The sequence below is a fragment of the Telluria sp. Soil_C_11 genome (assembly GCF_057657395.1).
Window position 1 is genome coordinate 44,704 of sequence record NZ_JBDGIN010000023.1, and the last position, 21,016, is coordinate 65,719.

The 21,016-nt window shown below is 67.2% G+C and carries 24 protein-coding genes; 6 read left to right on the forward strand and 18 right to left on the reverse strand.

Annotation, left to right across the window (positions count from 1 at the left end):
* Positions 1 to 20: 20 nt before the first annotated feature.
* Both AC3A6M_RS23110 and AC3A6M_RS23115 read right to left on the reverse strand, forming a co-directional pair.
* Positions 21 to 1,055 carry a GGDEF domain-containing protein gene (locus AC3A6M_RS23110; RefSeq protein WP_487855064.1) on the reverse strand — a complete coding sequence of 345 codons (1,035 nt, stop codon included), beginning with the start codon at positions 1,053 to 1,055 and terminating at the stop codon, positions 21 to 23.
* Positions 1,056 to 1,094: 39 nt separating this feature from the next.
* Positions 1,095 to 1,331 carry a hypothetical protein gene (locus AC3A6M_RS23115; protein ID WP_487855065.1) on the reverse strand — a complete coding sequence of 79 codons (237 nt, stop codon included), beginning with the start codon at positions 1,329 to 1,331 and terminating at the stop codon, positions 1,095 to 1,097.
* 253 nt (positions 1,332 to 1,584) lie between these two features.
* On the opposite strand from AC3A6M_RS23115, the gene AC3A6M_RS23120 reads away from it, so the two are divergent.
* Positions 1,585 to 2,733 carry a PAS domain-containing sensor histidine kinase gene (locus AC3A6M_RS23120; RefSeq protein WP_487855066.1) on the forward strand — a complete coding sequence of 383 codons (1,149 nt, stop codon included), beginning with the start codon at positions 1,585 to 1,587 and terminating at the stop codon, positions 2,731 to 2,733.
* An 18-nt stretch (positions 2,734 to 2,751) separates the two neighbouring features.
* Here the strand turns inward: AC3A6M_RS23120 and AC3A6M_RS23125 are convergent, their stop codons facing one another.
* Positions 2,752 to 4,164 (reverse strand): sensor histidine kinase, encoded by a 1,413-nt coding sequence (locus tag AC3A6M_RS23125; RefSeq protein ID WP_487855067.1) that lies wholly within the window; start codon positions 4,162 to 4,164, stop codon positions 2,752 to 2,754.
* 225 nt (positions 4,165 to 4,389) lie between these two features.
* On the opposite strand from AC3A6M_RS23125, the gene AC3A6M_RS23130 reads away from it, so the two are divergent.
* Entirely contained in the window at positions 4,390 to 5,238 is an 849-nt protein-coding gene (locus tag AC3A6M_RS23130; protein WP_487855068.1) for an STAS domain-containing protein, read from the forward strand.
* Positions 5,239 to 5,262: 24 nt separating this feature from the next.
* Here the strand turns inward: AC3A6M_RS23130 and AC3A6M_RS23135 are convergent, their stop codons facing one another.
* Positions 5,263 to 6,162 (reverse strand): LysR family transcriptional regulator, encoded by a 900-nt coding sequence (locus AC3A6M_RS23135; RefSeq protein WP_487855069.1) that lies wholly within the window; start codon positions 6,160 to 6,162, stop codon positions 5,263 to 5,265.
* Between the two features lie 106 nt (positions 6,163 to 6,268).
* Between AC3A6M_RS23135 and AC3A6M_RS23140 the strand changes: the two genes are divergently transcribed.
* From AC3A6M_RS23140 to AC3A6M_RS23150, 3 genes are all read left to right on the forward strand, one after another.
* Positions 6,269 to 7,036, forward strand: coding sequence for an SDR family NAD(P)-dependent oxidoreductase (locus AC3A6M_RS23140; RefSeq protein WP_487855070.1), 768 nt, complete (start codon positions 6,269 to 6,271; stop codon positions 7,034 to 7,036).
* Between the two features lie 35 nt (positions 7,037 to 7,071).
* On the forward strand, positions 7,072 to 7,668 hold the full coding sequence (locus AC3A6M_RS23145) for a DUF1439 domain-containing protein (RefSeq protein ID WP_487855071.1): 597 nt from the start codon (positions 7,072 to 7,074) through the stop codon (positions 7,666 to 7,668).
* Positions 7,669 to 7,984: 316 nt separating this feature from the next.
* Entirely contained in the window at positions 7,985 to 8,209 is a 225-nt protein-coding gene (locus AC3A6M_RS23150; RefSeq protein WP_487855072.1) for a hypothetical protein, read from the forward strand.
* Here AC3A6M_RS23150 and AC3A6M_RS23155 read toward each other — a convergent pair.
* Positions 8,199 to 8,792, reverse strand: coding sequence for an Hpt domain-containing protein (locus AC3A6M_RS23155; RefSeq protein WP_487855073.1), 594 nt, complete (start codon positions 8,790 to 8,792; stop codon positions 8,199 to 8,201). The two genes, AC3A6M_RS23150 and AC3A6M_RS23155, sit on opposite strands and share 11 nt — an antisense overlap.
* A gap of 10 nt (positions 8,793 to 8,802) precedes the next feature.
* Positions 8,803 to 9,762, reverse strand: a complete 960-nt coding sequence (locus tag AC3A6M_RS23160) for a CAP domain-containing protein (RefSeq protein WP_487855074.1) — start codon at positions 9,760 to 9,762, stop codon at positions 8,803 to 8,805.
* Between the two features lie 148 nt (positions 9,763 to 9,910).
* On the opposite strand from AC3A6M_RS23160, the gene pssA reads away from it, so the two are divergent.
* On the forward strand, positions 9,911 to 10,690 hold the full coding sequence (gene pssA / locus AC3A6M_RS23165) for a CDP-diacylglycerol--serine O-phosphatidyltransferase (protein ID WP_487855075.1): 780 nt from the start codon (positions 9,911 to 9,913) through the stop codon (positions 10,688 to 10,690).
* A 39-nt stretch (positions 10,691 to 10,729) separates the two neighbouring features.
* Here the strand turns inward: pssA and AC3A6M_RS23170 are convergent, their stop codons facing one another.
* The 12 genes from AC3A6M_RS23170 to AC3A6M_RS23225 form a co-directional block, all read right to left on the reverse strand.
* Complete coding sequence (locus AC3A6M_RS23170; RefSeq protein ID WP_487855076.1) at positions 10,730 to 11,038, reverse strand: metal-sensitive transcriptional regulator; 309 nt, start codon at positions 11,036 to 11,038, stop codon at positions 10,730 to 10,732.
* A 10-nt stretch (positions 11,039 to 11,048) separates the two neighbouring features.
* On the reverse strand, positions 11,049 to 11,975 hold the full coding sequence (locus tag AC3A6M_RS23175; protein ID WP_487855077.1) for an aldo/keto reductase: 927 nt from the start codon (positions 11,973 to 11,975) through the stop codon (positions 11,049 to 11,051).
* 147 nt (positions 11,976 to 12,122) lie between these two features.
* Entirely contained in the window at positions 12,123 to 13,271 is a 1,149-nt protein-coding gene (locus AC3A6M_RS23180; protein WP_487855078.1) for a D-alanyl-D-alanine carboxypeptidase family protein, read from the reverse strand.
* A 106-nt stretch (positions 13,272 to 13,377) separates the two neighbouring features.
* Entirely contained in the window at positions 13,378 to 14,007 is a 630-nt protein-coding gene (locus AC3A6M_RS23185; protein WP_487855079.1) for an alpha/beta hydrolase, read from the reverse strand.
* Between the two features lie 15 nt (positions 14,008 to 14,022).
* Entirely contained in the window at positions 14,023 to 14,349 is a 327-nt protein-coding gene (locus AC3A6M_RS23190) for a (2Fe-2S) ferredoxin domain-containing protein (protein WP_487855080.1), read from the reverse strand.
* A 45-nt stretch (positions 14,350 to 14,394) separates the two neighbouring features.
* Positions 14,395 to 15,522 carry a VanZ family protein gene (locus AC3A6M_RS23195; protein WP_487855081.1) on the reverse strand — a complete coding sequence of 376 codons (1,128 nt, stop codon included), beginning with the start codon at positions 15,520 to 15,522 and terminating at the stop codon, positions 14,395 to 14,397.
* The gene (locus AC3A6M_RS23200) at positions 15,519 to 16,148 is read right to left on the reverse strand and encodes an ABC-type transport auxiliary lipoprotein family protein (protein WP_487855082.1); all 630 of its coding nucleotides are present in this window, start codon (positions 16,146 to 16,148) and stop codon (positions 15,519 to 15,521) included. Before AC3A6M_RS23200 ends, AC3A6M_RS23195 begins: the two co-directional genes overlap by 4 nt.
* 14 nt (positions 16,149 to 16,162) lie before the next feature.
* Positions 16,163 to 17,110: an MlaD family protein gene (locus AC3A6M_RS23205; RefSeq protein ID WP_487855083.1), complete on the reverse strand. Its 948-nt coding sequence runs from the start codon at positions 17,108 to 17,110 to the stop codon at positions 16,163 to 16,165.
* Between the two features lies 1 nt (position 17,111).
* Entirely contained in the window at positions 17,112 to 17,957 is an 846-nt protein-coding gene (locus AC3A6M_RS23210) for an ABC transporter ATP-binding protein (protein ID WP_487855084.1), read from the reverse strand.
* Positions 17,957 to 19,102, reverse strand: a complete 1,146-nt coding sequence (locus AC3A6M_RS23215) for an MlaE family ABC transporter permease (RefSeq protein ID WP_487855085.1) — start codon at positions 19,100 to 19,102, stop codon at positions 17,957 to 17,959. Before AC3A6M_RS23215 ends, AC3A6M_RS23210 begins: the two co-directional genes overlap by 1 nt.
* 68 nt (positions 19,103 to 19,170) lie before the next feature.
* Positions 19,171 to 20,664, reverse strand: coding sequence for a B12-binding domain-containing radical SAM protein (locus tag AC3A6M_RS23220; RefSeq protein WP_487855086.1), 1,494 nt, complete (start codon positions 20,662 to 20,664; stop codon positions 19,171 to 19,173).
* Between the two features lie 151 nt (positions 20,665 to 20,815).
* The coding region (locus AC3A6M_RS23225; protein WP_487855087.1) for a hypothetical protein at positions 20,816 to 21,016 on the reverse strand (201 nt) is incomplete at its 5' end.

Genomic DNA, 21,016 nt, shown 5'->3' on the forward strand with positions numbered 1-21,016 from the left:
CGGCACCGGCGGCCAGGCGCCTAGTGCAGGCAGCGCCGCTTGTGCATGTACATTTCGCGGTCGGCGCGCCGGACATAGTCGAGCAGCGGCGCATCGCTGTCCGGATCGCATTGCACGGCGCCGGCGCTGATCGACAGGCGGTAGGTCCGTTCCTGCATCAGGTTGAACGCGCGCAGGTTTTCCCGCAGCCTGGCCAGGATCACGCGCGGATGGGCGTCGTCCAGCGCGAAAGCGACGAACTCGTCGCCGCCGATGCGGGCCAGCACATCGGTGTCGCGCAAGGATTCGCGCAGCACGGCGGCGGCGTCCTGGATCAGCTGGTCGCCGGCCTGGTGGCCGAGCTGGTCGTTCACCATCTTCAGGCCGTCGATGTCGGCATAGATCACGGCGCAGACGGCGTGCCGGCGCCGCGCGAGCCTGAACATCTGCTCCGCCTGCACCATGAAGCCGCGCCGGTTGTTCAAGCCGGTCAGGATGTCGGTCAGGGCGAGGACCCGCATTTCCCCTTCGGCTTCGTCGCGCCGGGCCAGTTCGTCGGCATGCGCGCGGGCCGTGCCCGCCATCTGTTCGTATTGGGTCGATACCAGCTCTTCCAGCAGACTGCGGGCCGAGATCCTGCTCAGCGTGGCGACGGACAGCTCCAGGATCGCCTCGAGCAGGCGGCGCCGCCCGGCCCATTCCTCGGGCGCGGCGCCGCTCGCCCAGCCGGCGGCCAGCATGGCCATGGCATGCCGGGTCGGCACGCCCACCAGCATCGTGCGCGGGTCCGGCATGGCGCTGCCGGCGCCGCTCTCCAGCCGCGCCAGCGCCATCCGGTGCCAATCATGGTGGCTGCCGGCCCTGCGCGGCCTGCCCGTGCGGTCGAAGCCGACCGACTCGTTGACCTCGCCGCGCACCAGCAGCAGGGCGCTGTCGACCTGGACCAGTTCGGCCATCGCGCGGCCGGCCAGCGCCAGCGCGGCCAGCGGGTCGTCGACCTGCATCAACTCGCGCGACATGGCGAGCAGCCCCTGCAACTGCTGGACTTCGGCGTCCGATCCGGTGTTTCGCGTCATCGACAGCGCTCCGCTAACGGTTGGGCCGCGGCCGCGGCGTCATTGATCGTCCGGTGCGGACGGCGTGATCGCTTCCGATACCGACTGGCCTGCGCTCTCCCGGCGGCGCAATTCCGGATGGTCGAGGACGCGGGCGATCACGTGGCCCGGCACGTCCTTGTGCTGCATGTAGCGCCTGGCGAGTTCGGCGTCGCGCACCGCCAGGATGTTCAGCCCGCGCGCCACGGCATTCGCAGTCGGCTCGTCGCTACGCCGCTGGCGCTCGTTGATGTCCATCGGTCCTCCGTGACTGGACGACAGGGGCGCGCGCGGCCCGTCGGGATGACGTTCCGCAGCCGCGTCACACGCCGGTGCGGTCCATCATACGCGCCGCACCAGCGCGTCGCCAGCGATTTTCCTTCCGGTTTCCATGCGTGCCGCTCCAGCTCGCTGCGGCGGCCCGGACGACAGCCGCGCCAGTGCTTGTCCTACGCCAGCGCCCCCGCCACGCGCCCATAATGGATCGACGCGAGCAACCATGGGAGTGATCGTGACATCGATTCCTGCAAGGCGAACGCCGGACGCAGGCAGCGCAGCATGGCCGGAGGACTATGGCCAGGTGATCGCCCGGATCGGCTGCCCGGCCTATTGCTGCACGCCGGCCGGCGCCGTCATCCGTTGCAACCGCTCGGCGCGGCGCCTGTGGGGCGGCAGGCCTGCGCCGGACGAGGACGGCCGATGGGATGGCTTCGCCGCCCTGTACCGCTTCGATGGCAGCCCCGTCGCAAAATCGGCGTCGCCCGCCGCGCTGGCGGCCGGCAGCGGCATCGCACCGCCGCCGGCGGAGTTGGTCGCGGAGTCGAGCGACGGGCAGAGGCGCTGCCTGGTGATCCATGCACACCCCATCCTGGGAAGCGACGGCGCCACCGTGGGGGTACTGTGCTCGCTGACCGACGTCAGCGAACGGCAGCGCCTCGGGCTCGAAGTCCAGTTCGCGCACGACAGCCGCGAAGCCTTCCTGCGCGTGCTGGCCCATGAATTGCGCAACCCGCTGTCGTCGGTCATGACGGCCGCGGCGCTGCTGCGGCGGCAGCCGGGTGCGCAGGAGACCGTGCGGGCGGCCCGCGTGATCGAGCGCCAGACGCGGCAACTCGCGCGCTTCATCGGCGACCTGCTCGATGGCGCGCGCATCGAGCATGCGTGCGACATCGCCGTTGCAATGCGGACCAGCAGCCTTGGCAGCGTGCTCGAGCTCGCGCGCGACGTGGCCGACGGCGTCCTGCGCGGGCGCGGCCAGACCCTGTGCCTGCACACCGACGTGCCGGACGCTCCCCTGTGGTGCGATCCCGAGCGCCTGGCGCAGGCGCTGGGCAATGCCCTGCTCAACGCCAGCGAATTCTCGGACGACGGCGCAGAGATCGCGATGGCGGTCGCGATCGACGGCGCGCTGCTGGAGGTGCAGGTGACGGACCGCGGCATCGGCGTCGAGGCGGCCCAGCTGAACGCCATGTTCGAACCGTTCCGCCAGTTCGCCGGGCATCCCGCGCGCGCGCCTTCGGGAGCGGGGCTCGGATTGGCGATCGCGAGAAGCGTGTGCCGCGCACATGGCGGCATGGTGTCGGCCCACAGCGCCGGGCGGGGGCAGGGAACGCGCCTGCGTTTCATCCTGCCGGTGGTGGGCGATGCCGCGCCGGCCTGAAGCGGCGCCGGTTTCCGGCTAGGTCTGCGGCGCCTCGTCCGCGTGCACCTGCGCGCCCGCCAGCGCGAGCCGGACTTCGAAGCGGCTGCCATGTCCCGCGCCGCCGCTGCTGGCGCTGACGCTGCCGCCATGCGCTTCGACCAGGCTCTTGACGAGCGCCAGCCCCAGTCCGAGGCCGCTGTTCCTTGTGTCGTTCGAATGCTCCGCCTGCGTGTACAGGTCGAACAGATAGGGCATCAGCGCGGGCGGAATGCCGATGCCGTTGTCCGTGATCCGCAGCAGCAGTTCGCTGTCCTGCAGCTCGACGCGCACCTCGATCCGCCCGCCGTCGGGGGTGTAGCGGATCGCGTTGCCGAGCAGGTTGGCGACGACCTGGATCAGGCGGGTGCGATCGCCTTCGACCACGCACGGCTGCGGCGGCAAGGACTTGTCGAGCACATGGTGCTTGGCCTGCGCGGCCGAGATCAGCTGTTCGATGGCCGCCTCGGCGACGTCGCGCATGTCCACGGCATGCCGCCTGATCGATACCAGGCCGCGGCTGACGCGCGACACGTCCAGCAGGTCCTCGACGAGCCGGCTCATGTGCTTGACCTGGCGTCCGATCAGCTGGCCAAGCCTGGCGCCCTGGTCGGGCGGCTGGCCGTTTTCCAGCAGGCTCGCGGCCATGCCGGCCGCCGAGAGCGGGCCGCGCAGCTCGTGGCTGAGGATCGACAGGAATTCGTCCTTGCGCCGGTCCGCGCTGACGAGCGATTCGGCTTTTTCCTTCAGCAGCACGTTCAAGGCCTCGACCTGCCGGTTGGTGCGTTCCAGGTGCGCGCTGACGTCGAGCAGTTCGTTCTGCTTGGCCTGCAGTGCCGCCATCGCATGGGTCAGTTCCCGGTTCTGCTGATGCGCTTCGGACAGGGCGACGTTGCCGGGCAAGGCCGCCAGGCGGGCGACCGCGTCGACCAGGTCTTCCGCCCGCAGGCCGGCCATGTGCGGCGGCAGCCTCTTGGCGAGCGCGATACGCGTGCCGCGCGCGCCAGTCACGATCTCGAAGCTGTCCATGAACCGGCGCGCCGCCGCGATGCCGCCGCCGTGCGCGGCGTCGGAGTCCACGTCATCGGCGCCGGCGGATGCGCCCGACATGCCCGGGCCCTGGTCCTCGACCCGGATCACCAGGGCCGGACCCGGCCCTGACATCCCGAGAAAGAAGTGCACCTTGCCGCCGGACGCATGGGCCACGGCGTTGCGCGCCATTTCAGAAACGGCGGTCGCGACCCGCGTCTGGTCATTGCTGCCAAGGCCGCACAGCGCCGCGATCTGGCGTGCGCGCAGGCGCGAGGCAATCACATCGAGTTCGGTATGGACCGCGACGATCAACAATGGATGCGATGGTTCGTGACCATCCAGAGCGCGGCCGCCTGCGATGCCTTCTTCGGTACGCATCATGGTCGGCACATTCCTTTCGTGTTCGTGGCGGCAGCTGAGGAGTAAGTACGGCATTATCCTCTGCATGCTGCGGAGTGTCGACCGAACATTGCCGGCCTGCCCGGCCGCTCGAACGAGGTGGCCGCGCCCTTGCAAACAATGCTATAGTCGATCGACGAGCGGTTAAGATCCGATGCCTCCCAGGTCGGCGATGACGCATATGAGCTGACCAAGGAGAGGTAATCGATGATGACGAAGGACGACGCGTTCCAGCTGGCCGCGCTGGTGCGTGAAAACATGGCGGCGATCGGCGCCGAATGGCAGGCGCAGCAGGGCAGCGTCATGCGCCAGGTCCCGGCCGCCCAGGCGGAGCGGACGCGCATGCAATGCGAGCAGTTCCTCCAGGCCTACGCAGGCGCGCTGGCGTCCAACGATTTCGCGAACGTCGACGGACGCGCGTGGGACGATATGCGGCTGGCGCTGGACGACATGTCCGCCGCCCGCGCAAACGGCGGCTCGACGTCGACGGCGACCGCGACCTTCATCTTTGCCGTGAAACAGCCGCTGTTCAGCCTCCTGCGCACACGCTTCGCGGCCGAGCCGGCGAAGCTGGCAAGCCTGTCGTGGGAGGCCGGTGCGCTCATCGACCAGCTCGGCCTGTACACGCTCGAGGTGTTCCAGAAGAGCCGTGACCGGATCGTGGCGCGCCAACAACGGGAACTGCTCGAATTGTCGACCCCGGTCATCAGCCTGTGGGAGGGCATCATCGCCCTGCCGCTGATCGGCACGCTCGACAGTGCGCGTGCCCAGGTGGTGATGGAAAACCTGCTGGAGAAAATCGTCTCCAGCGGCGCCCATACCGCCATCATCGACATTACCGGAGTGCCGACCGTGGACACCCTGGTGGCGCAGCACCTGATGAAGACCATCGCCGCGGCGCGCCTGATGGGGGCGCACTGCATCCTCAGCGGCATCCGTCCCCAGATCGCGCAGACCATCGTCCATCTCGGCATCGACCTCGACACCGTGCTGACCAAGGCCACGCTGGCCGATGCCTTCCTGGTGGCGATCGAGCGTCCCGATCGCGCTGCCTGAGCGGCGGCCTGCGCGGCCGACGGCTCACTCCAGATAAGGCCGCAACAGCTCCGCCACCCAATCCATGAACGCCACCGCCCGCGCCGGCACGTGCCGCCGGGTCGGGTACACGAAGGCCAGCGGCATCGGCGCCGGCCGGTAATCCGGCAGCACTTCGATCAACCTGCCGGCCGTGAAATGCTCGCGCAGGCCCGCCTGCGGCACCTGGATCAACCCCAGTCCGGCCAGGCAGGCGGCCTCGTAGGAAGCGGTGCCGTTCACCGTCAGCGCGCTGCCCACCGGCGCCCGGTGGGTATGCGCGCCGTCGAACCATTCCCAGGCCGGGGCGCTGCCGCCCAGCTGGGCGTCATAGTGGACCAGCCGGTGATGGACGAGGTCCTCGAGCCGCCGCGGCGTGCCGTACTGCGCCAGGTAGGCCGGGCTGGCGCAGTTGACCAGCCGGTAGTTGCCGAGCGGCCGCGCGACCAGGGTGGAATCGACGAGCACCCCCGCGCGCAGCACGCAATCGTAGCCTTCGCGGATCAGGTCGACGCGGCGGTCGGCGGTGCCGAGGTCGATCGCCAGCTGCGGGTGCCTGGCCATGAACTCGCCCAGGCGCGGCAGCACCAGCTTGCTGGCCATCGCCACCGACATGTCGATCCGCAGCCGGCCCGTCAGCACGTCGGCGCCGCCGCGGAACATGCCGCGCAGGGCCTCGACTTCATCCAGCACCTCGCGGCTGCGCGCGTGGAAGGCTTCGCCCTCCTGGGTCATCTGGACCCGCCGCGTGGTCCGCTGCAACAGGCGCGTGCCGAGCTGCTGCTCGAGCTGGCGCACGGCCGCCGAGACGGTCGCGTTGGGCAGGCCGAGCTGGCGGGCGGCGCCGCTGAAGCTTTCGAGTTCGGCCACTTTCAGGAAGACCTGGATCGTATCGAGTTCATTCATGCGTCCATGATTCTTCGCGAATCCTGGAAAGTCAATTCGATTTTAATGCGTTTATTGCAGGAAGCTCGAAGAATACACTGGACTCCTCTGACGAAAGGAGCCTGACATGCATACCTCCACCACTTCCCGCATCGCCATCATCACCGGCGGCAGCCGTGGCCTCGGCCGCAGCATGGCCCTGCACCTCGCGCGCGACGGCGCCGACATCATCCTGACCTACCAGCACGACGCCGACGCGGCGCAGGACGCCGTGGCCGCGATCGAAGCGCTGGGCCGCAGGGCAATCGCTTTCAAGCTGGACGTGGCCGACAGCGGCGCCTTCGCCGGCTTCGCCAGACAGGTCGATGCCACCCTGGCCGACTGGGGCCGCGAACGCTTCGACATCCTCGTCAACAATGCCGGCAGCGGCCTGCACGTGCCGCTGATGGAACTGACCGAGGAACAGTTCGACGGCATGATCGCGATCCATCTGAAATCGGCCCTGTTCCTGACCCAGGCGCTGGCGCCGCGCCTGAACGACGGTGGGCGCCTCCTGAACATCTCCAGTGGCCTGACCCGCTTCACGGTGGCCGGCGCCGGGGCGTATGCGGCGGCCAAGGGCGGCGTCGAAGTGCTGACCCGCTACCTGGCGCGCGAACTGGCCGGGCGCAGGATCTCGGTCAACACGCTGGCGCCGGGCGCCATCGCCACCGATTTCAACGGCGGCCGCGTGCGCGACGACGACACCCTGAACGGCTGGGTCGCTTCGCAGACGGCGCTGGGGCGCGCCGGCCTGCCGGACGATATCGGCGGCGCCGCCGCCAGCCTGCTGGCCGAGGGCAGCGCATGGATCACCGGGCAGCGCATCGAAGCGTCGGGTGGAATGGGTTTGTAAGCCGATGTGCTACGCTTCGCCCATCTGAACAATTCATGGGCGAGGCGGTAATGGACAAGGGCGGACGGTCGCGGCGGCGTTTCGGGTTGGCGATGGCGGCCGGCGTGGCGGTAACGGCCGGCGCCCTGCTGGCTTCCTGCGCCAGCCTCGCCGGGCCGCGCCGCATCGAGCTGTCGCAGGACCGGCTGCAGGCGGGGCTGGAGCGCCGCTTCCCGCTGCACAACCGCCTGCTCGAGCTGTTCGACGTGCAGCTCACCCGCCCGCAGCTGGCGATCCTGCCGGACAGCGACCGCGTCGCGCTGACGATGGACGTGTCGGTGGCGCCGCCCTTCCTGCGCCAGTCCTGGGCCGGCACCATGACCCTGTCCGGGCATCTGTACGTGGATGCCGCGCGCAGCGGCGTGTACATGGCCGACGCCCACGTCGACCGCTTCGACATCCAGGGCATGGACAGCGGCCGCGCCAGGGATCTCGGGCGCGCTGCCGACGTCCTCATGAACCAGCTGGTGCGCGACGTCGCCATCTACAGCTTCCGCGCGGAAGACCTGCGCTATGCCGGGGCCCGCTTCGTGCCGACCCGGCTCGACACCGTGCCCGGCGCGCTGGTCGTGACCGTCGAACCCGCGCGCTGAACGGCGCCGTCGCAAAACCGATACGCGGGGTGCGCACGATTGAACGGCCCCGTGCACCTGTTGTCTTTACTGCTATCATTTCCCGCAGCTAGAAGTCCGGCATCGTTCGCTTCGATGACTTCGGAGAGTACCGTCGCTGTTGCGTCACCGGGAGTGTCGTCAGCACGCCATTGCGGAGGTAGCGCAATCGGCGCACACTGGGCACGGCTTCGGAGGCGCATCAGCATGCAATGGACAAGCCGCGCTTGCGCTTTCTCATGCACACGGTGTTCCACTAAAGTAATCTCTGCGATACTGAAGTGCTGCCGGTAAGGGGGTGATCTTGGAAACGATACAGGAAAGTTTTCCGGAGAAGGGCCTGGCCGTCGAGCCGCTCGTCGCCGCGTCGATCGATACCGGCGCCGCACCGGTGCCGGCCCGTCTCAGCCTGCCGCCGAAAGGTTCGTGCTGGTACTGCGAAAAACCCTTGGACAGCGTGCGCCGCTTCTGCGGCAAAACCTGCTCCGACGCCTTCGACGAAGAAGCGGAATTCACCCGCTGATCAGCGCCAGCGCGCCTTCGAAGTCGAAGACCTCGATCGCTGCCGCGACATGGCGGTAGCGTTCCTCGCCCAATTCTCTCGTCAAGCTTGCCGCGGCGTCCTGCACCAGGTCGACCGCGTCGCCGTTGCCGTCCGCGAGCAGGGTGCGCAGGCGCGCCAGGGCGCTGCCGCATTCCCCATCCCGCGGCAGGGCCGGCGCCGGCGCCGGCGGGATGCTCTCCACCGCCGCCAGTTCGCCCAGCACCCGCTCGAGCGCGCGCTCCATCCGCGCCAGGTGCGGGGCAGGGTCGCCGCCCTGGCGCAGCGCCTGTTCCAGGGCCAGCGCTTCGTCGCGCAGCGGCACCGCCTCGATCATCCCGGCCGCCCCCTTCAGGGTATGGGCCAGGCGCTGCGCCAGTTCGACGTCGCCGGCGGCGAGCGCGCCGCGGATGGCGCCGGCCGCGTGCCGGTATTCCTTGCGAAAGCGTAGCAGGACGCGCGCGAACAGGGCGGCGTCGCCCATCAGGCGGGCGGTGCCGTTCGCATGATCGATGGCGGGACGGGAATCAAGGTGGCCGGGCGGCGGACCGGCGGTACTGGTCATGGCCCGCCGCTTACTTCGTCGTGAACGACCAGGTCCTGGTCACGGCCGCGCCGCCCACGGTGCCGGTGAAGGTCACGTCGTAGGTCGTGTGCGCGGCCAGCGGCGCCAGCGGAACGATGGCCGCCACCGAATCCATGGTCGTGTTCTTGTCCACGCCCGCCACCAGCAGGGCCGTACTCAGATTGCTGCCGCCGCGCGGACGCACCGTGAAGCTTTGCACGAGGACGGTTTCGGTCAGGTTCGCGTGAACGCTGATCGGGTAGCCGACCTCGTTGCGGTCCGGGACCGGATCCGGCTCCTCGTAATCGCTCAGGAAGCTGGTATCGACCCCGGTCTGGCCGTTCACCGGCCAGGTGGCGACGGTATGGCTGGCCAGGCCCGGGGCATAGCCGCGGGTCGCCGCGAGGTTGGTCGTGAAGTAGATATAGTTGGCCGAGGTCGTGGCCGCGCCGGTACCCATCTCCCGGAACAGCGGTTCGAACATCACGAAGCGGTGGTAGATCGCCGTGACCAGTTGTTCGGCCAAATAGAAACCGGTGTTGCTGGTGGTCGCGGCGATGATCTCGCCCGAGGCGTAGTCGCCCTGCAGGGCATAGCCGGCGGCCTGCACGCGGGCTTCCGGCGTGGCGCCGGTGAAGCCCTGCTTGGTCGAGTCCTCGTCGTGGGTCACCTTGCCGTTCAGGCGCTGGTAGTCGGAGTGGGACTGGGCGGCGCGGTCGAGCATGCTGTTCCGCGCCAGCACGCCGACGCCGGCCTGGGTGCGCCGGTAGTTGATCCAGTTGAAGCCGTCGGTTGCCACATTGTTCGTCAGGGCCGGCGCCGAGGCGTCCTGCCCCGAGAACCCGGTCGACGTACCGCCGGTGACGCCGTTCGCGCCGCCGCTGTCCGAGCCGCCGCCGCAGGCAGCCAGCGCCAGCGCGGCGACGCAGGCGGCAACGATGCCCTTCACTGGATACATTTTCATCATCATGTAAGACTCCCAACTTCCGTCAATACCGGATACAAGGGTTCCCATTCTAGGCGAATTCGGTGTTTCATGACGGTCCGGTGCGATAAATCTGTTGTGCACGTAAGTCCATGTAAAATAAGCCATTCTTTCCATTTGCCGAGCCGATAATTTGAAGCCTAGCCGCCAGCAGCGCCTCGCGCGCGCCAAGTTCGCCCTACCCAGTTTCGTGACCCTGCTGTCGATTGCCTGCGGCTTCGGCAGCATCGTCATCTCGGTCGACAACGCGCCGGTGGGCGACCCCGGCGACTACCGCCTCGCGGCGATCCTGCTGGTGCTGGCCGGCGTGTTCGACGCGCTCGACGGCTTCGTGGCGCGCGCCACCAACACCCAGTCGGCCTTTGGCGTGCAGCTCGACTCGATCGCCGATGTGATGAACTTCGGCTGCGCCCCCGGCCTGCTGCTGTACTGCTACGGCTTCGCGCAGATGGGCGCCTCGCATCCGACCCTGGTGCGCATGGGCGGCCTGGCCTGCTTCGTGTTCGTGGCCTGCGGCGCGCTGCGCCTGGCGCGCTTCAACGTCATGGTGGGCCGGACCGACCCGCGCTATTTCGTCGGCATGCCGATCACCGCCGGCGCGGCCTGCGTGGCCTCGGTGGTGGTGGCCTGGCCCGACCCGGCGGCGGGCATCGGCCAGGCCTTCCTGGTGATGCTGCTGATGGTGGCGGTCGGCGCGCTGATGGTGTCGACGATCCGCTTCCCCAGCTCCAAGCAGCCGAAGTCGAAGGCGACCTTCATCGCGCTGGGCGTGTGCGTGCTGCTGCTGGCGTTGCTGCAGACGCGCTTCTTTGCGCTGTTCTTCGTGTTTTATATTAGTGCGACGCTGCTGCTGAACATCGCGTGGCAGGGCGGGTGGCGCGGGATCGCGCCGCCGCGTGTGTACGAGGACTGAGGTCCGCGTGGGCACAGGGTGCCCACGCGAACGCTGGAATTACGCGAACTTGTCGAACAGCGCCGCCAGATGAGCGGCGCTTTGTTTTGCCTCGTCGAGATCCGCCGCATTGCCGGTCTGGTTGACGATGCTGGCCGTGAGCAGCTGCACGAAGGAGCGGTCGAGCGCCTTGCGCGCCGCCGCCATCTGCTGGGCCACAGCATCGCAGTCGGAAGGCGCATCGGCCAGCGCCACCAGCTTCTGGATGCCGCGCAGCTGCCCCTCGACCCGCGCCAGGCGGTTCAGCAAGTCCTTCTTCTGCTGCGCGCTGAGAGCGCGGCCTTCGACGATCTTCAGGGGCTCGGCCATGGTGGGCTGCTCAGGCGACTTCGTGGCCGCGCGCCGCGCGCAGGATCGCAAACCAGTCGCTGCGCGACAGCTTGAAGGACGTGCCGGCCACCGCCACCGCGATCGCCTCGATGCGGCCGCTGCCGGTCAGCGGGACCGGACGCGAGGGCAGTTGCATGATCCAGGCGAAGATCACGCTGGCGAAGGGCTGGCGCAGGCGGTCGGCGATCTCCTTGACCACCAGGCGCAGGTTCTCGGCGTTCGCTTCGTTCGAGGTGAACAGGCGGCCGCCGGCCAGCGGCGACCAGATCATCGGCGCGACGCCCAGGTCCTGCAGGCCGTCGAAGGTCTCGTCGAACATCGGCGCCACGTGCAGCGGCGAGAACTCGACCTGGTTGGTGGCCAGTTCGACGCGGCGGTTCAGCACCTCGAACTGGTGGCGGCTGAAGTTCGACACGCCCACGTGCAGCACCTTGCCGGCCTGCTTGAGGCGGGTGAAGGCTTCGGCGATCTCGTCGAAGTCCATCAGCGGGTCCGGGCGGTGGATCAGCAGCAGGTCGAGGCGGTCGGTATGCAGCTGGCGCAGCGATTCCTCGGCCGAGGCGACGATGTGCGCGGCGGTGGTGTCGTAGTGCTGGATCGTGTGTTCGGGGCGCTTGTTGGACAGCAGCTTGATGCCGCATTTACTCACCAGCTGGATGCGGTCGCGCAGCGAAGGCTGGGCGCGCAGGGCTTCGCCGAACAGGCCTTCGACGCCGTAGTTGCCGTAGATGTCGGCGTGGTCGAAGGAGGTCACGCCCATCGCGACGCACTGCTCGATCAGGGCGATGCGCTGCTCGACCGTCATGTTCCACTCGACCATGCGCCACATGCCGGCGACGATGCGCGACAGTTCGAGTCCGTTCGCGCGGGTGACGATGCGGGGGCAGTGCAGGTCCCGGGGGAGGGCGTGGGTCATTGCAGGTCTTCCTTTGATCAGTTCGTCAGATTATAGCTGGCACGTAAACGTAAGGTGGGCACCCTGTGCCCACGCGGAGGCTAGCATGATGCCAACGTCACGCGTGGGCACGTGGTGCCCACCCTACAGTATTCCGCTCCGCCGGAATTACTTCATCCAGAGCCGCATCGAATCCCATGCGCGGCCAATGATGGTCGCTTCCGACACTTCTTCCAGCGACACCACCGGCAGTGCCAGCAGCGGTTTGCCGTCGACCATCATCTTCAGGGTGCCGACGCGGCCGTTCAGGGCCAGCGGGGCGACCAGCGGGTCCTTGCGTTCCAGGACCGGCTTCATCTTCTGCGCCACGCCCTTCGGCACGGTCACCAGCACGTCGCTGGTGAAGCCGATCTTCACGTTCGACTTCGAGCCCTTCCACACTTCCGGGGTGGCGATCGCCTGGCCCTTCGAGTACAGCTTGACGGTGTCGAAGTTCTGGAAGCCCCAGTTCAGCAGCTTCTGGCTTTCGGCGGTGCGGGCGCCGTCCGAGTTGGCGCCGGACAGCACCGAGATCAGGCGGCGCTCGCCGGACGTGCCGTTCGGGCGGTGCGCCGAAGCGATCATCGAATAGCCCGAGGCTTCGGTATGGCCGGTCTTCATGCCGTCGACGGTCGGATCCAGCCACAGCAGGCGGTTGCGGTTCTGCTGCTTGATCTTGTTATAGGTGAATTCCTTGACCGAGTCGATCTTGTAGAACTCGGGGAAATCCTTGATCACGTGCGAAGCCAGGATCGACAGGTCGCGCGCGGTCGAGAAGTTGTCCGGGCTGGGCAGGCCGTGCGGATTGGCGAAGCGGGTGTTCTTCATGCCCATGCGCTGGGCCTGCTCGTTCATCAGGTGCACGAAGGTGCCTTCGTCGCCGGCGACCGCTTCGGCCAGCGCCACGGCGGCGTCGTTGCCCGACTGGACCATCAGGCCGTACAGCAGGTCGTTGATCGAGACCGGGGTGGCCGGGTCGATGAACATCTTCGAGCTGCTGCCGTCGACCTTCCAGGCGCGTACCGACACGTTGACCTTCTGGTCCAGCGAGATCTTCTTGTCGCGGAGGGCGCCGAAGACCACGTAGGCGGTCATGACCTTGGTGAGCGAAGCCGGCTCGATACGGGTGTCCGCATCCTGGGCAGCGATGATCTGGCCGCTGGTGGCGTCCAGCAGCGTCCAGGAACGGGCGGCGATTTGCGGGGCCGGCACCTGCTGTGCATTGGCGGCCGACATCAGGAGGGCGCTGGCGGCCAGGGCCGCGATTAACTTTTTCATGGGAGCAAACGAGGTGATCAGTGAATGATGACGCAGAGACAATGCCAAGGGATTCCCATTAGCATTGCCTAGAAAAAAGACAGACCATTATAGGCCAGTGATCGCCTCAAATGTCACGCCGCCACATTTGCGCGACAAGATTTTTAATGTGAACGAGCTTGCGGTGGAAGAAATGGTCAGCGCCGGGAATCACGGTGACGGGGATGTCGAGCGGGCGCGCCCAGTCGAACACCTGTTGCAGCGTGATCGTATCGTCAAGTTCGCCGTGGATCAGGATGGTATCGGCCGGCACGGGCGGCATCGGCCATTTGCCGGCCGCCGTCCCGACCAGCACCAGGCGCTCGGCCGGGCGGCCCTGTGCTTCCAGGCGCTGTTGCAACTGGGCCTGGACGAAGGTGCCGAACGAGAAGCCGGTCAGCGCGACCGGCAGGCCGGGATACTCCTTGACCATGTGGTCGAACATGATAGCCATATCGTCCACTTCGCCGCGGCCGTCGTCATACGTGCCCTCGGACTCGCCGACGCCGCGGAAGTTGAAGCGGGCCGTCACGTAGCCCATGCCGACGAAGGCGCGCGCCAGCGTCTGCGCGACCTTGTTTTCCATCGTGCCGCCGTACAGCGGGTGCGGGTGGGCCACCAGGGCAATCCCGCGTGGCGCGCCTTCCGGCTCGTCCAGCAGGCACTCCATCTTGCCGGCGCGGCCGGTCAGGTAAAACTTTTGCGAATGCTTGTTCATTGATTGCTGCGGAATTCAGATTTTCAGGCGCTCGACCACTTCACCCTTGATCAGGTGGCGGTCGATGATCTCGTCGATGTCGGAGGTGTCGACATAGGTGTACCAGGTGCCCTGCGGGTAGACCACGACCACCGGGCCTTCTTCGCAGCGGTCCAGGCAGCCGGACTGGTTGATGCGCACCTTGCCGGGGCCGTTCAGGCCGAGTTCCTTGATGCGTTTCTTGGCGTGCTTCTGGGCGGTTTCGGCGCCGTGCTTGCCGCAGCTCGGGCGGCAGCCTTCGCCTTCGCGCACGTTCATGCAGAAGAACACGTGGTGTTCATAAAAGGGTTTATCGTCGCTCATGTCGTTCTCGGATGGGCTGGAGTTGACCGCTATGATACGCGCTTATCACTGGCGGTTCAGGCGGTGCGAGGGCAGCAGCAGGAACCAGAGCGCGAAAAAGGGCCAGGCCATGCCCAGGAACTGGGCCGCGCCGTTGAAGTTCAGGAATTTACCCTGCTGCCAGGCCTGCAGGGTGGCGACGAAATACGGATTCGCCGGAATCGTGTTCACGACGATGAGCGCCAGCACCAGGGTCACCACCGCCAGGCGGCGTTGCGCGACCTGGGGCGCGAAGGCCAGGCCGGCCAGCATGATCAGGCCGATCAGGAAGCCGCCCTGGGCGCCGGGCGTGATCCAGGTGAGGGCATTATCCGGCGAGAAGAACAGCGAACTGGCGAGGGTCTTGACCAGCAGGCCGGTGCCGATCAGGGCCAGCATCAGCCAGATCCGCGGCGCGGTGCGGCGGGCCAGGCACAGGAGGGTGAGGGCGGCGCCGGTCATGCCGCAGGCCGTGATCACGATCTCCGACAGCCAGTACTGCTCGACCGTCATGCCGGCGCTGCCGCGGATCAGGGTCACCAGGTCGATGTCGGTGTCGAGCCATTCGGACAGCCATTCCGACAGCAGCGGCAGGATCTGGCCATTGCCGAACAGGTAACCCTGCGGATAGACCTGGGCCAGCGGCCACAGGGCGACCAGCACCAGGCCCTGGCTGGCGTACGCGGAGAACCAGCGCTGGCGCAGGCGCTGCAGGCGGCTCTGGTCCAGCAGCAGCGGGGCGAAGAACAGGCCGAGCACCGCCCCGGCCAGGCAGCCGCCGGCATTCGTCAGCAGGTCGAGGTTCGAAGGCACCCGGCTGGGCAGGTAATTCTGCACCGTCTCCATGATGCCCGACACCAGCAGCCCGCACAGGGCCGCGACCACCACCGCCCATATGCCGCGCACCAGCGGATGCAGGGCCAGCACCAGCAGCACCCCGAGCGGCATGTAGCCGACGATGTTGACCATCACGTCGAAGCCGGTCCAGTAGCGTTGCGGCTGCAGGTTCAGGAAGGCGAACGGCGACAGCCCGCTGCTGCGCCAGCCGGAAAACGGAAACCAGCTCGCGTAGACGATCAGCAGCAGGTAGGCCAGCAGGGCGGCGCGCGCAACCGGGGATGCGCGCGGCCTCGCCTCGGCTTCCACGTCGGTCATCTGCGATTCAGGTCGAGGGTGCCGAGCCAGGCCACGATGTCGGCGGCGATCGCGTCGGTGCTGGCGGCCAGCGCGCGCGCGCCGCCGGCCGCGTCCGCGCTGTTCGCGGCGGTGCTGCGGGCGAAGCTGCGCTGGTCGACCAGCACGTGGCCGCGGAACACCGAGGCGCGCAGCGCCACCTGGCCTTCGCTCTGCGCCGCGCTGCGGAAGTTGTGGACGAATTCGTCGACGTCCACGCGCAGGATCGGGATGCCGTTCGAGGCGTCGGTTTCCGACAGCACCTTGGTGCCGGACTGCGCGATCCGGGTCTTGAGGCGCTGGGTCATCATCTGCAGCGGGTTCGCGGTCCAGCGGCTGTTGGCATACGAGCGCGCCTGCAGGGCGTCGGCATAGCTCAGGCGGTAGAACATGCGCTCGTTGTCCAGGGCGCTCGAGCCGGTGACGTCGGTGACGACGATCGCGGCCAGCGGATCCTGCCCGGGCTGCGCGGCCTGCGCGGCGGCCAGCGGGGCGGCCGGACCGAAGTCGAACTGGGTGTTCGGCTCGCCCTTCTGCGAGGCGCAGCCTGCCAGCAGGAGGCCGGCTGCGGCCAGGACGGCGATGAGGCGGTGCGTTTTCAAGATCACGGTTTCCTCATGATTCATTTGGTCGGAGGGACGAAGCCGGGCTCGCCGGGGCCGGGTTGGGCCTTGGCCGCGCCGAACAGGATGCTCTGCGGCCGGTCGCCGATATTCGTCACGGTGCGGCGCACGGCGCGCAGCGAGACGCGCGCCTCGTCGGTCATCTCGGTCAGGTGCGGCAGGGTGCGCATCTCGAGGTCGGAGGTCACGCCTTCGAGCGAAGCGATGGCGCCGGCGGCGCGGTCGATCGGCCCGCCCGGGGCCTGCAGGCTGGTGGCCAGGCGATCGTAATTACGCACGGCGCTGGTGGCGCTGGTCGACAGCTCGTTCACCGAGGTCATGGTGCGATCCAGCTTGTCGGTCAGCGCCGGCATGCGCGCCAGGGTCGGCTCCAGCTGTTTCGGGATCTCGCCGTAGGCCTGGGCCGCCTTGCTGATGTTGTCGACCGCGCCCGTGATCTTGTCGGCGTTTTCCTGGCTCAGGATGCTGTTCAGGCTATTCGTGATCTGTTCGGTCTTCTCGAGGATGGCGAGGCCGCGCTTTTCCAGCTGGTCCAGCAGGCCGGGGCGCAGCGGGATGCGCGCCACGTGGCCCTTGTCGCTTTTCAGCAGCGGCGAGCCGGTGCGGTCGTCGTCCAGCTGGATGAAGGCGATGCCGGTCACGCCCTGGTAGCCGAGCGAGGCGAAGGTGGTGGTGGTGACCGGCGCGCCTTCCTCGATCGACAGCTTGATCAGGATCTGGCCGGTCACGCGCGGGTCGAACACGATGTCGTCGACGCGCCCGACCTCGAGGCCGCGGTAGCGCACCGTGGCCTGCGGATTCAGGCCGGGGATGGTCTGGGTGGTGACGATCTCGTAGGGATGCATCTCGGTGCGGTCGCGATTGAGCCACAAGCCGACCAGGATGGCCGCCACCAGCAGCGCGACCGTGAAGAAACCCGTCATCAGGGCATACGATCTGTTTTCCATGTCAGTGTTCCGATTCCTTTCCTGCGTAGCGTTCTTCCAGCACTTCGAGCGCGCGCTGGCCGCGCGGGCCGAGGAAAAATTGTTTGATGAAGGGATGCTGCACGCGCAGCACGTCGCACGCGGGGCCGACCGCCAGCACGTGCTTCTCGGCCAGCACCGCGATGCGCGAGGACAGCGCGAACAGCGTGTCCAGGTCGTGCGTGACCATCACCACGGTCAGGCGCAGTTCGTTGTGCAGGGTCTGGATCAGCTCCACGAAGGTGTCCGACAGGTCGGGATCCAGGCCGGCGGTGGGCTCATCCAGGAACAATAGCTGGGGTTCGAGCGCGAGGGCGCGCGCCAGGGCGGCGCGCTTGATCATCCCGCCGGACAGGTCGGAAGGCATCTTGTTGGCGTCGCCCGGGCCCAGGCCCACCATGTTCATCTTCAGCAGCACCGCGTCCCGGATGACATCCTCGGGCAGGGCGCGCAGCTCGCGCAGCGGCAGGGCGATGTTGTCGAACACCGTCAGCGCCGAATACAGGGCGCCCTGCTGGAACAGCATGCCCCAGTGGTTGCGCATGCGCTGCAGCTGTTCCGGGCTGGCGCTGCTGACGTCCTCGCCGAACACCGTCACCGAACCGCTCGACGGGCGTTCCAGGCCCAGCATCTGGCGCAGCAGCACGGTCTTGCCGGTGCCGGAGCCGCCGACGATGGACAGGATCTCGCCCGCGTAGATATCGAGGTTCAGGTCCTGGTGCACCACGGTGCGCCCGAAACGGGTCCAGAGGTTGCGGATCCGGACCACCGGCGGTCCGACTTCTTCGTCCGGCTTGAGGTTCAGGGGCTTGCTCGTCGAATCGGCCATCAGTCGAACCCCACGCCGGAAAAGACGATCGCGAACACGGCGTTGGCCATGATGACGACGGTGATCGCGGTGACCACCGAGGTCGTGGTGAGGCGCCCCAGGCTTTCGGTGTTCGGCTTGATGCGCAGGCCGAAATGGCAGGCGGTCAGGGCGATCAGGATGCCGAACACGATGCCCTTGCCGAGGCCGATCATGTAGTTCACGATCGGCACCGCCGACGGCAGCTTCTGGATGAAATAGCGCAGCGCCAGGTGCAGTTCGACCTTGGCCGCCAGCATACCGCCCAGCAGGGCCATGGCGTCGGTCCATACCACCAGCAGCGGCATCGCGATCGCCAGCGCGATCACCTTCGGCATGATCAGGCGGAAGCCGTGCGAGATGCCCATCACCAGCATCGCATCGAGTTCCTCGGTCACCCGCATCACCCCCAGCTGGGCCGTGATCGACGAACCGGAGCGGCCGGCCACCAGGATCGCCGCCAGCAGCGGACCGAGTTCGCGGATGACCGACATGCCGAGGATGTTGACCAGGAAGATGTCGCCGCCAAACATGCGCAGCTGCTGGGCCGACAGGTAGGAGAGCACGACCCCGATCAGGAAGCCCACCAGGGCCGTGATGCCCAGCGCCTGGAAGCCGGAGTGGTAGATATTCGCGGAGATTTCCTTCCACGGCCCCGCCACCGGATGGCGGATGAAGCGGCCGACGTCCTGCACCACCTGGCCGATCAGCACCACCACGCTCTTCATGTGCTCGAAGAAGGACAGCACGCCGGACCCCAGCTTGATCACCCAGTTCAGGGGGCTGGAACGCACGCGCGGCAGCTCGATGTGGCCGGCCTGCTCGAGGCGCGCGAACAGCTCTTCCTGTTTGGGGTCGAGCTTCAGCTGGCTGGGGCGCTGCTTGCCCCACGCGCTCCAGAACATCTGGGCGCCGATGTGGTCGAGGCTCGCCACTTCCGACAGGTCCCAGGCCAGCGAAGGTTTGCCGGCCAGTCCGGCCAGGGTCTGGTTGATGCTCTTGATCGTCCCGCGCCTGGCCAGCGCATGCACCTGCCATACGCCGCGCGCCACCACGGATTGCTCCGCGCCGGTTGCTCCCTGGCTGGGATGTTCGATAGTTAATGTTGGCGCATTTTCAATCCGCATTACGGCAGTGTAAAAGAGAATCGCGGTGGCTGCCACACACGCTACCGTAGCGTGCCGGTGGCCGGCATTTACGCAGCCAGGTGGCGGACCTGGCGTTCGGGCGCGGCGGGCTTTTGCTCGCCTCTGGATTTGTTGACGGTCTTGTCGACGTTGCCTGCATAGTCGCTGGCCAGCAGTGCCTTCGCCGCCTCCTCGGACATTCCCCGCAGCTGCAGCCATTCCTGCACCAGTTTCGCCAGGCGGTCGAGGGCGATGCGGTGCGTGGCGTCGGTGCGGGTGTACATCCAGTCGCTGAACGCCATGAAGTTCGCGAACGGCGCGTCGCCCATCAAGGTCTTGACGGTATGCGCGAAGCGGCCGGAGTTGGCCACCAGGTCCCAGTAGCGGGCGAAGCGCACCAGCCGCTGCATGGTGGCGAAGTCGATGCGGTCGGTGGCCAGCACGGTATACGGCGGATAGGGATCGAACACCATCTTGAACGGCTCGGTGTGGCGGATGATCGGCGTGCCGCGCAGGCGTTTCAGGATGCCGAACTGGATCTCGTGCGGCCCGAGCGCCACCAGCTTGTCGAAGCCGCGCGCGAAGCTGTCGACGTCTTCGCCCGGCAGGCCGGCGATCAGGTCGACGTGCAGGTGGGCGTGGGAGTGCTCGTTCAGCCAGCGGATATTGTCCGCGGCCTTGTCGTTGTCCTGGCGCCGGCTCACCAAGGCCTGCACGTCGGGATTGAAGCTCTGGATGCCGATCTCGAACTGCAGGGCGCCCGGCGGGAATTGCGCGATGGTGGCCTTCAGCGCTTCCGGCAGGTGGTCGGGGACCAGCTCGAAGTGGGCGTACACCGGGTCATCCGGGTTCGCCGCCAGCTTATCGAGGAAGAACTGCATGATGCGCTGGCTGGTCTTGACGTTCAGGTTGAAGGTGCGGTCGACGAACTTGAACAGGCGCGCGCCGCGCCGGTACAGGCCTTCCATCTCGGCCAGGAAGGCATCGAGACCGAAAGGCCAGGCGGTCTTGTCCAGCGAGGACAGGCAGAACTCGCATTTGAAGGGGCAGCCGCGCGAGGCTTCCACGTAGAGGGTGCGGTGGGCGATGTCCTCGTCGCTATATAAAGAGTAGGGCAGCGCGATCTCGGCCATCGGGGGCTGGACGCCGGCATGGACTTTCATCAGCGGCTTTGGGCCGTGCAGGATCTCGCCGCACAGCTTGGGGAAGGTGACGTCGCCCCAGCCGGTGACGACGTAGTCGGCCAGGCGGGCGATCTCCTGCTTGTCCGTCTCGTACGAGACTTCGGGGCCGCCCAGCACCACCGTCACCTCGGGGGCGACGCGCTTGAGCATGGCGACGACCCGGGCGGTCTCCTCGACATTCCATATATAGACACCGAAGCCGACGATGCGCGGCTGGCGTGCCAGCAGGCGTTCGACCACCTCGGTCGTCTTCGCGCCGATCACGAATTCCATCAGCGCCGTCTGTTCCTGCAAGGCCCCCATATTGGCCAGCAGGTAGCGCAGGCCCAGCGAAGCGTGGGCATAGCGGGCGTTGAGGGTGGAGAGCAGGATGGTCATGGCTGAGGACGGAAAATCGGAGACGGCAAAGGGTGCATTGTACCGGTCCGGCGCCCCGGCTGCGGCAGGAGGTGCGCGTGCGGGCCTTGCGGGGCTTTCCCGGCTTTGATATGATTCGGTCCCTCGCTGAAAACGACCGCCGATCCAGGCTTTACGGCAGTTTTAGCGAGCTGTGCCTGAACGGCACGGTGTAGAAAAAGAAGTTGACGATGAGCTCGAAACACTGCATAATCTCGCTTCTCTGCTGCTGACGAACACAACGATTCGCAAATGCAGCAAGGCAGTACCGAATACGATCTTTAACAATCAACAGTCGATAAGTGTGGGCGTTTGATGAAGTGCCAGCAGTCGC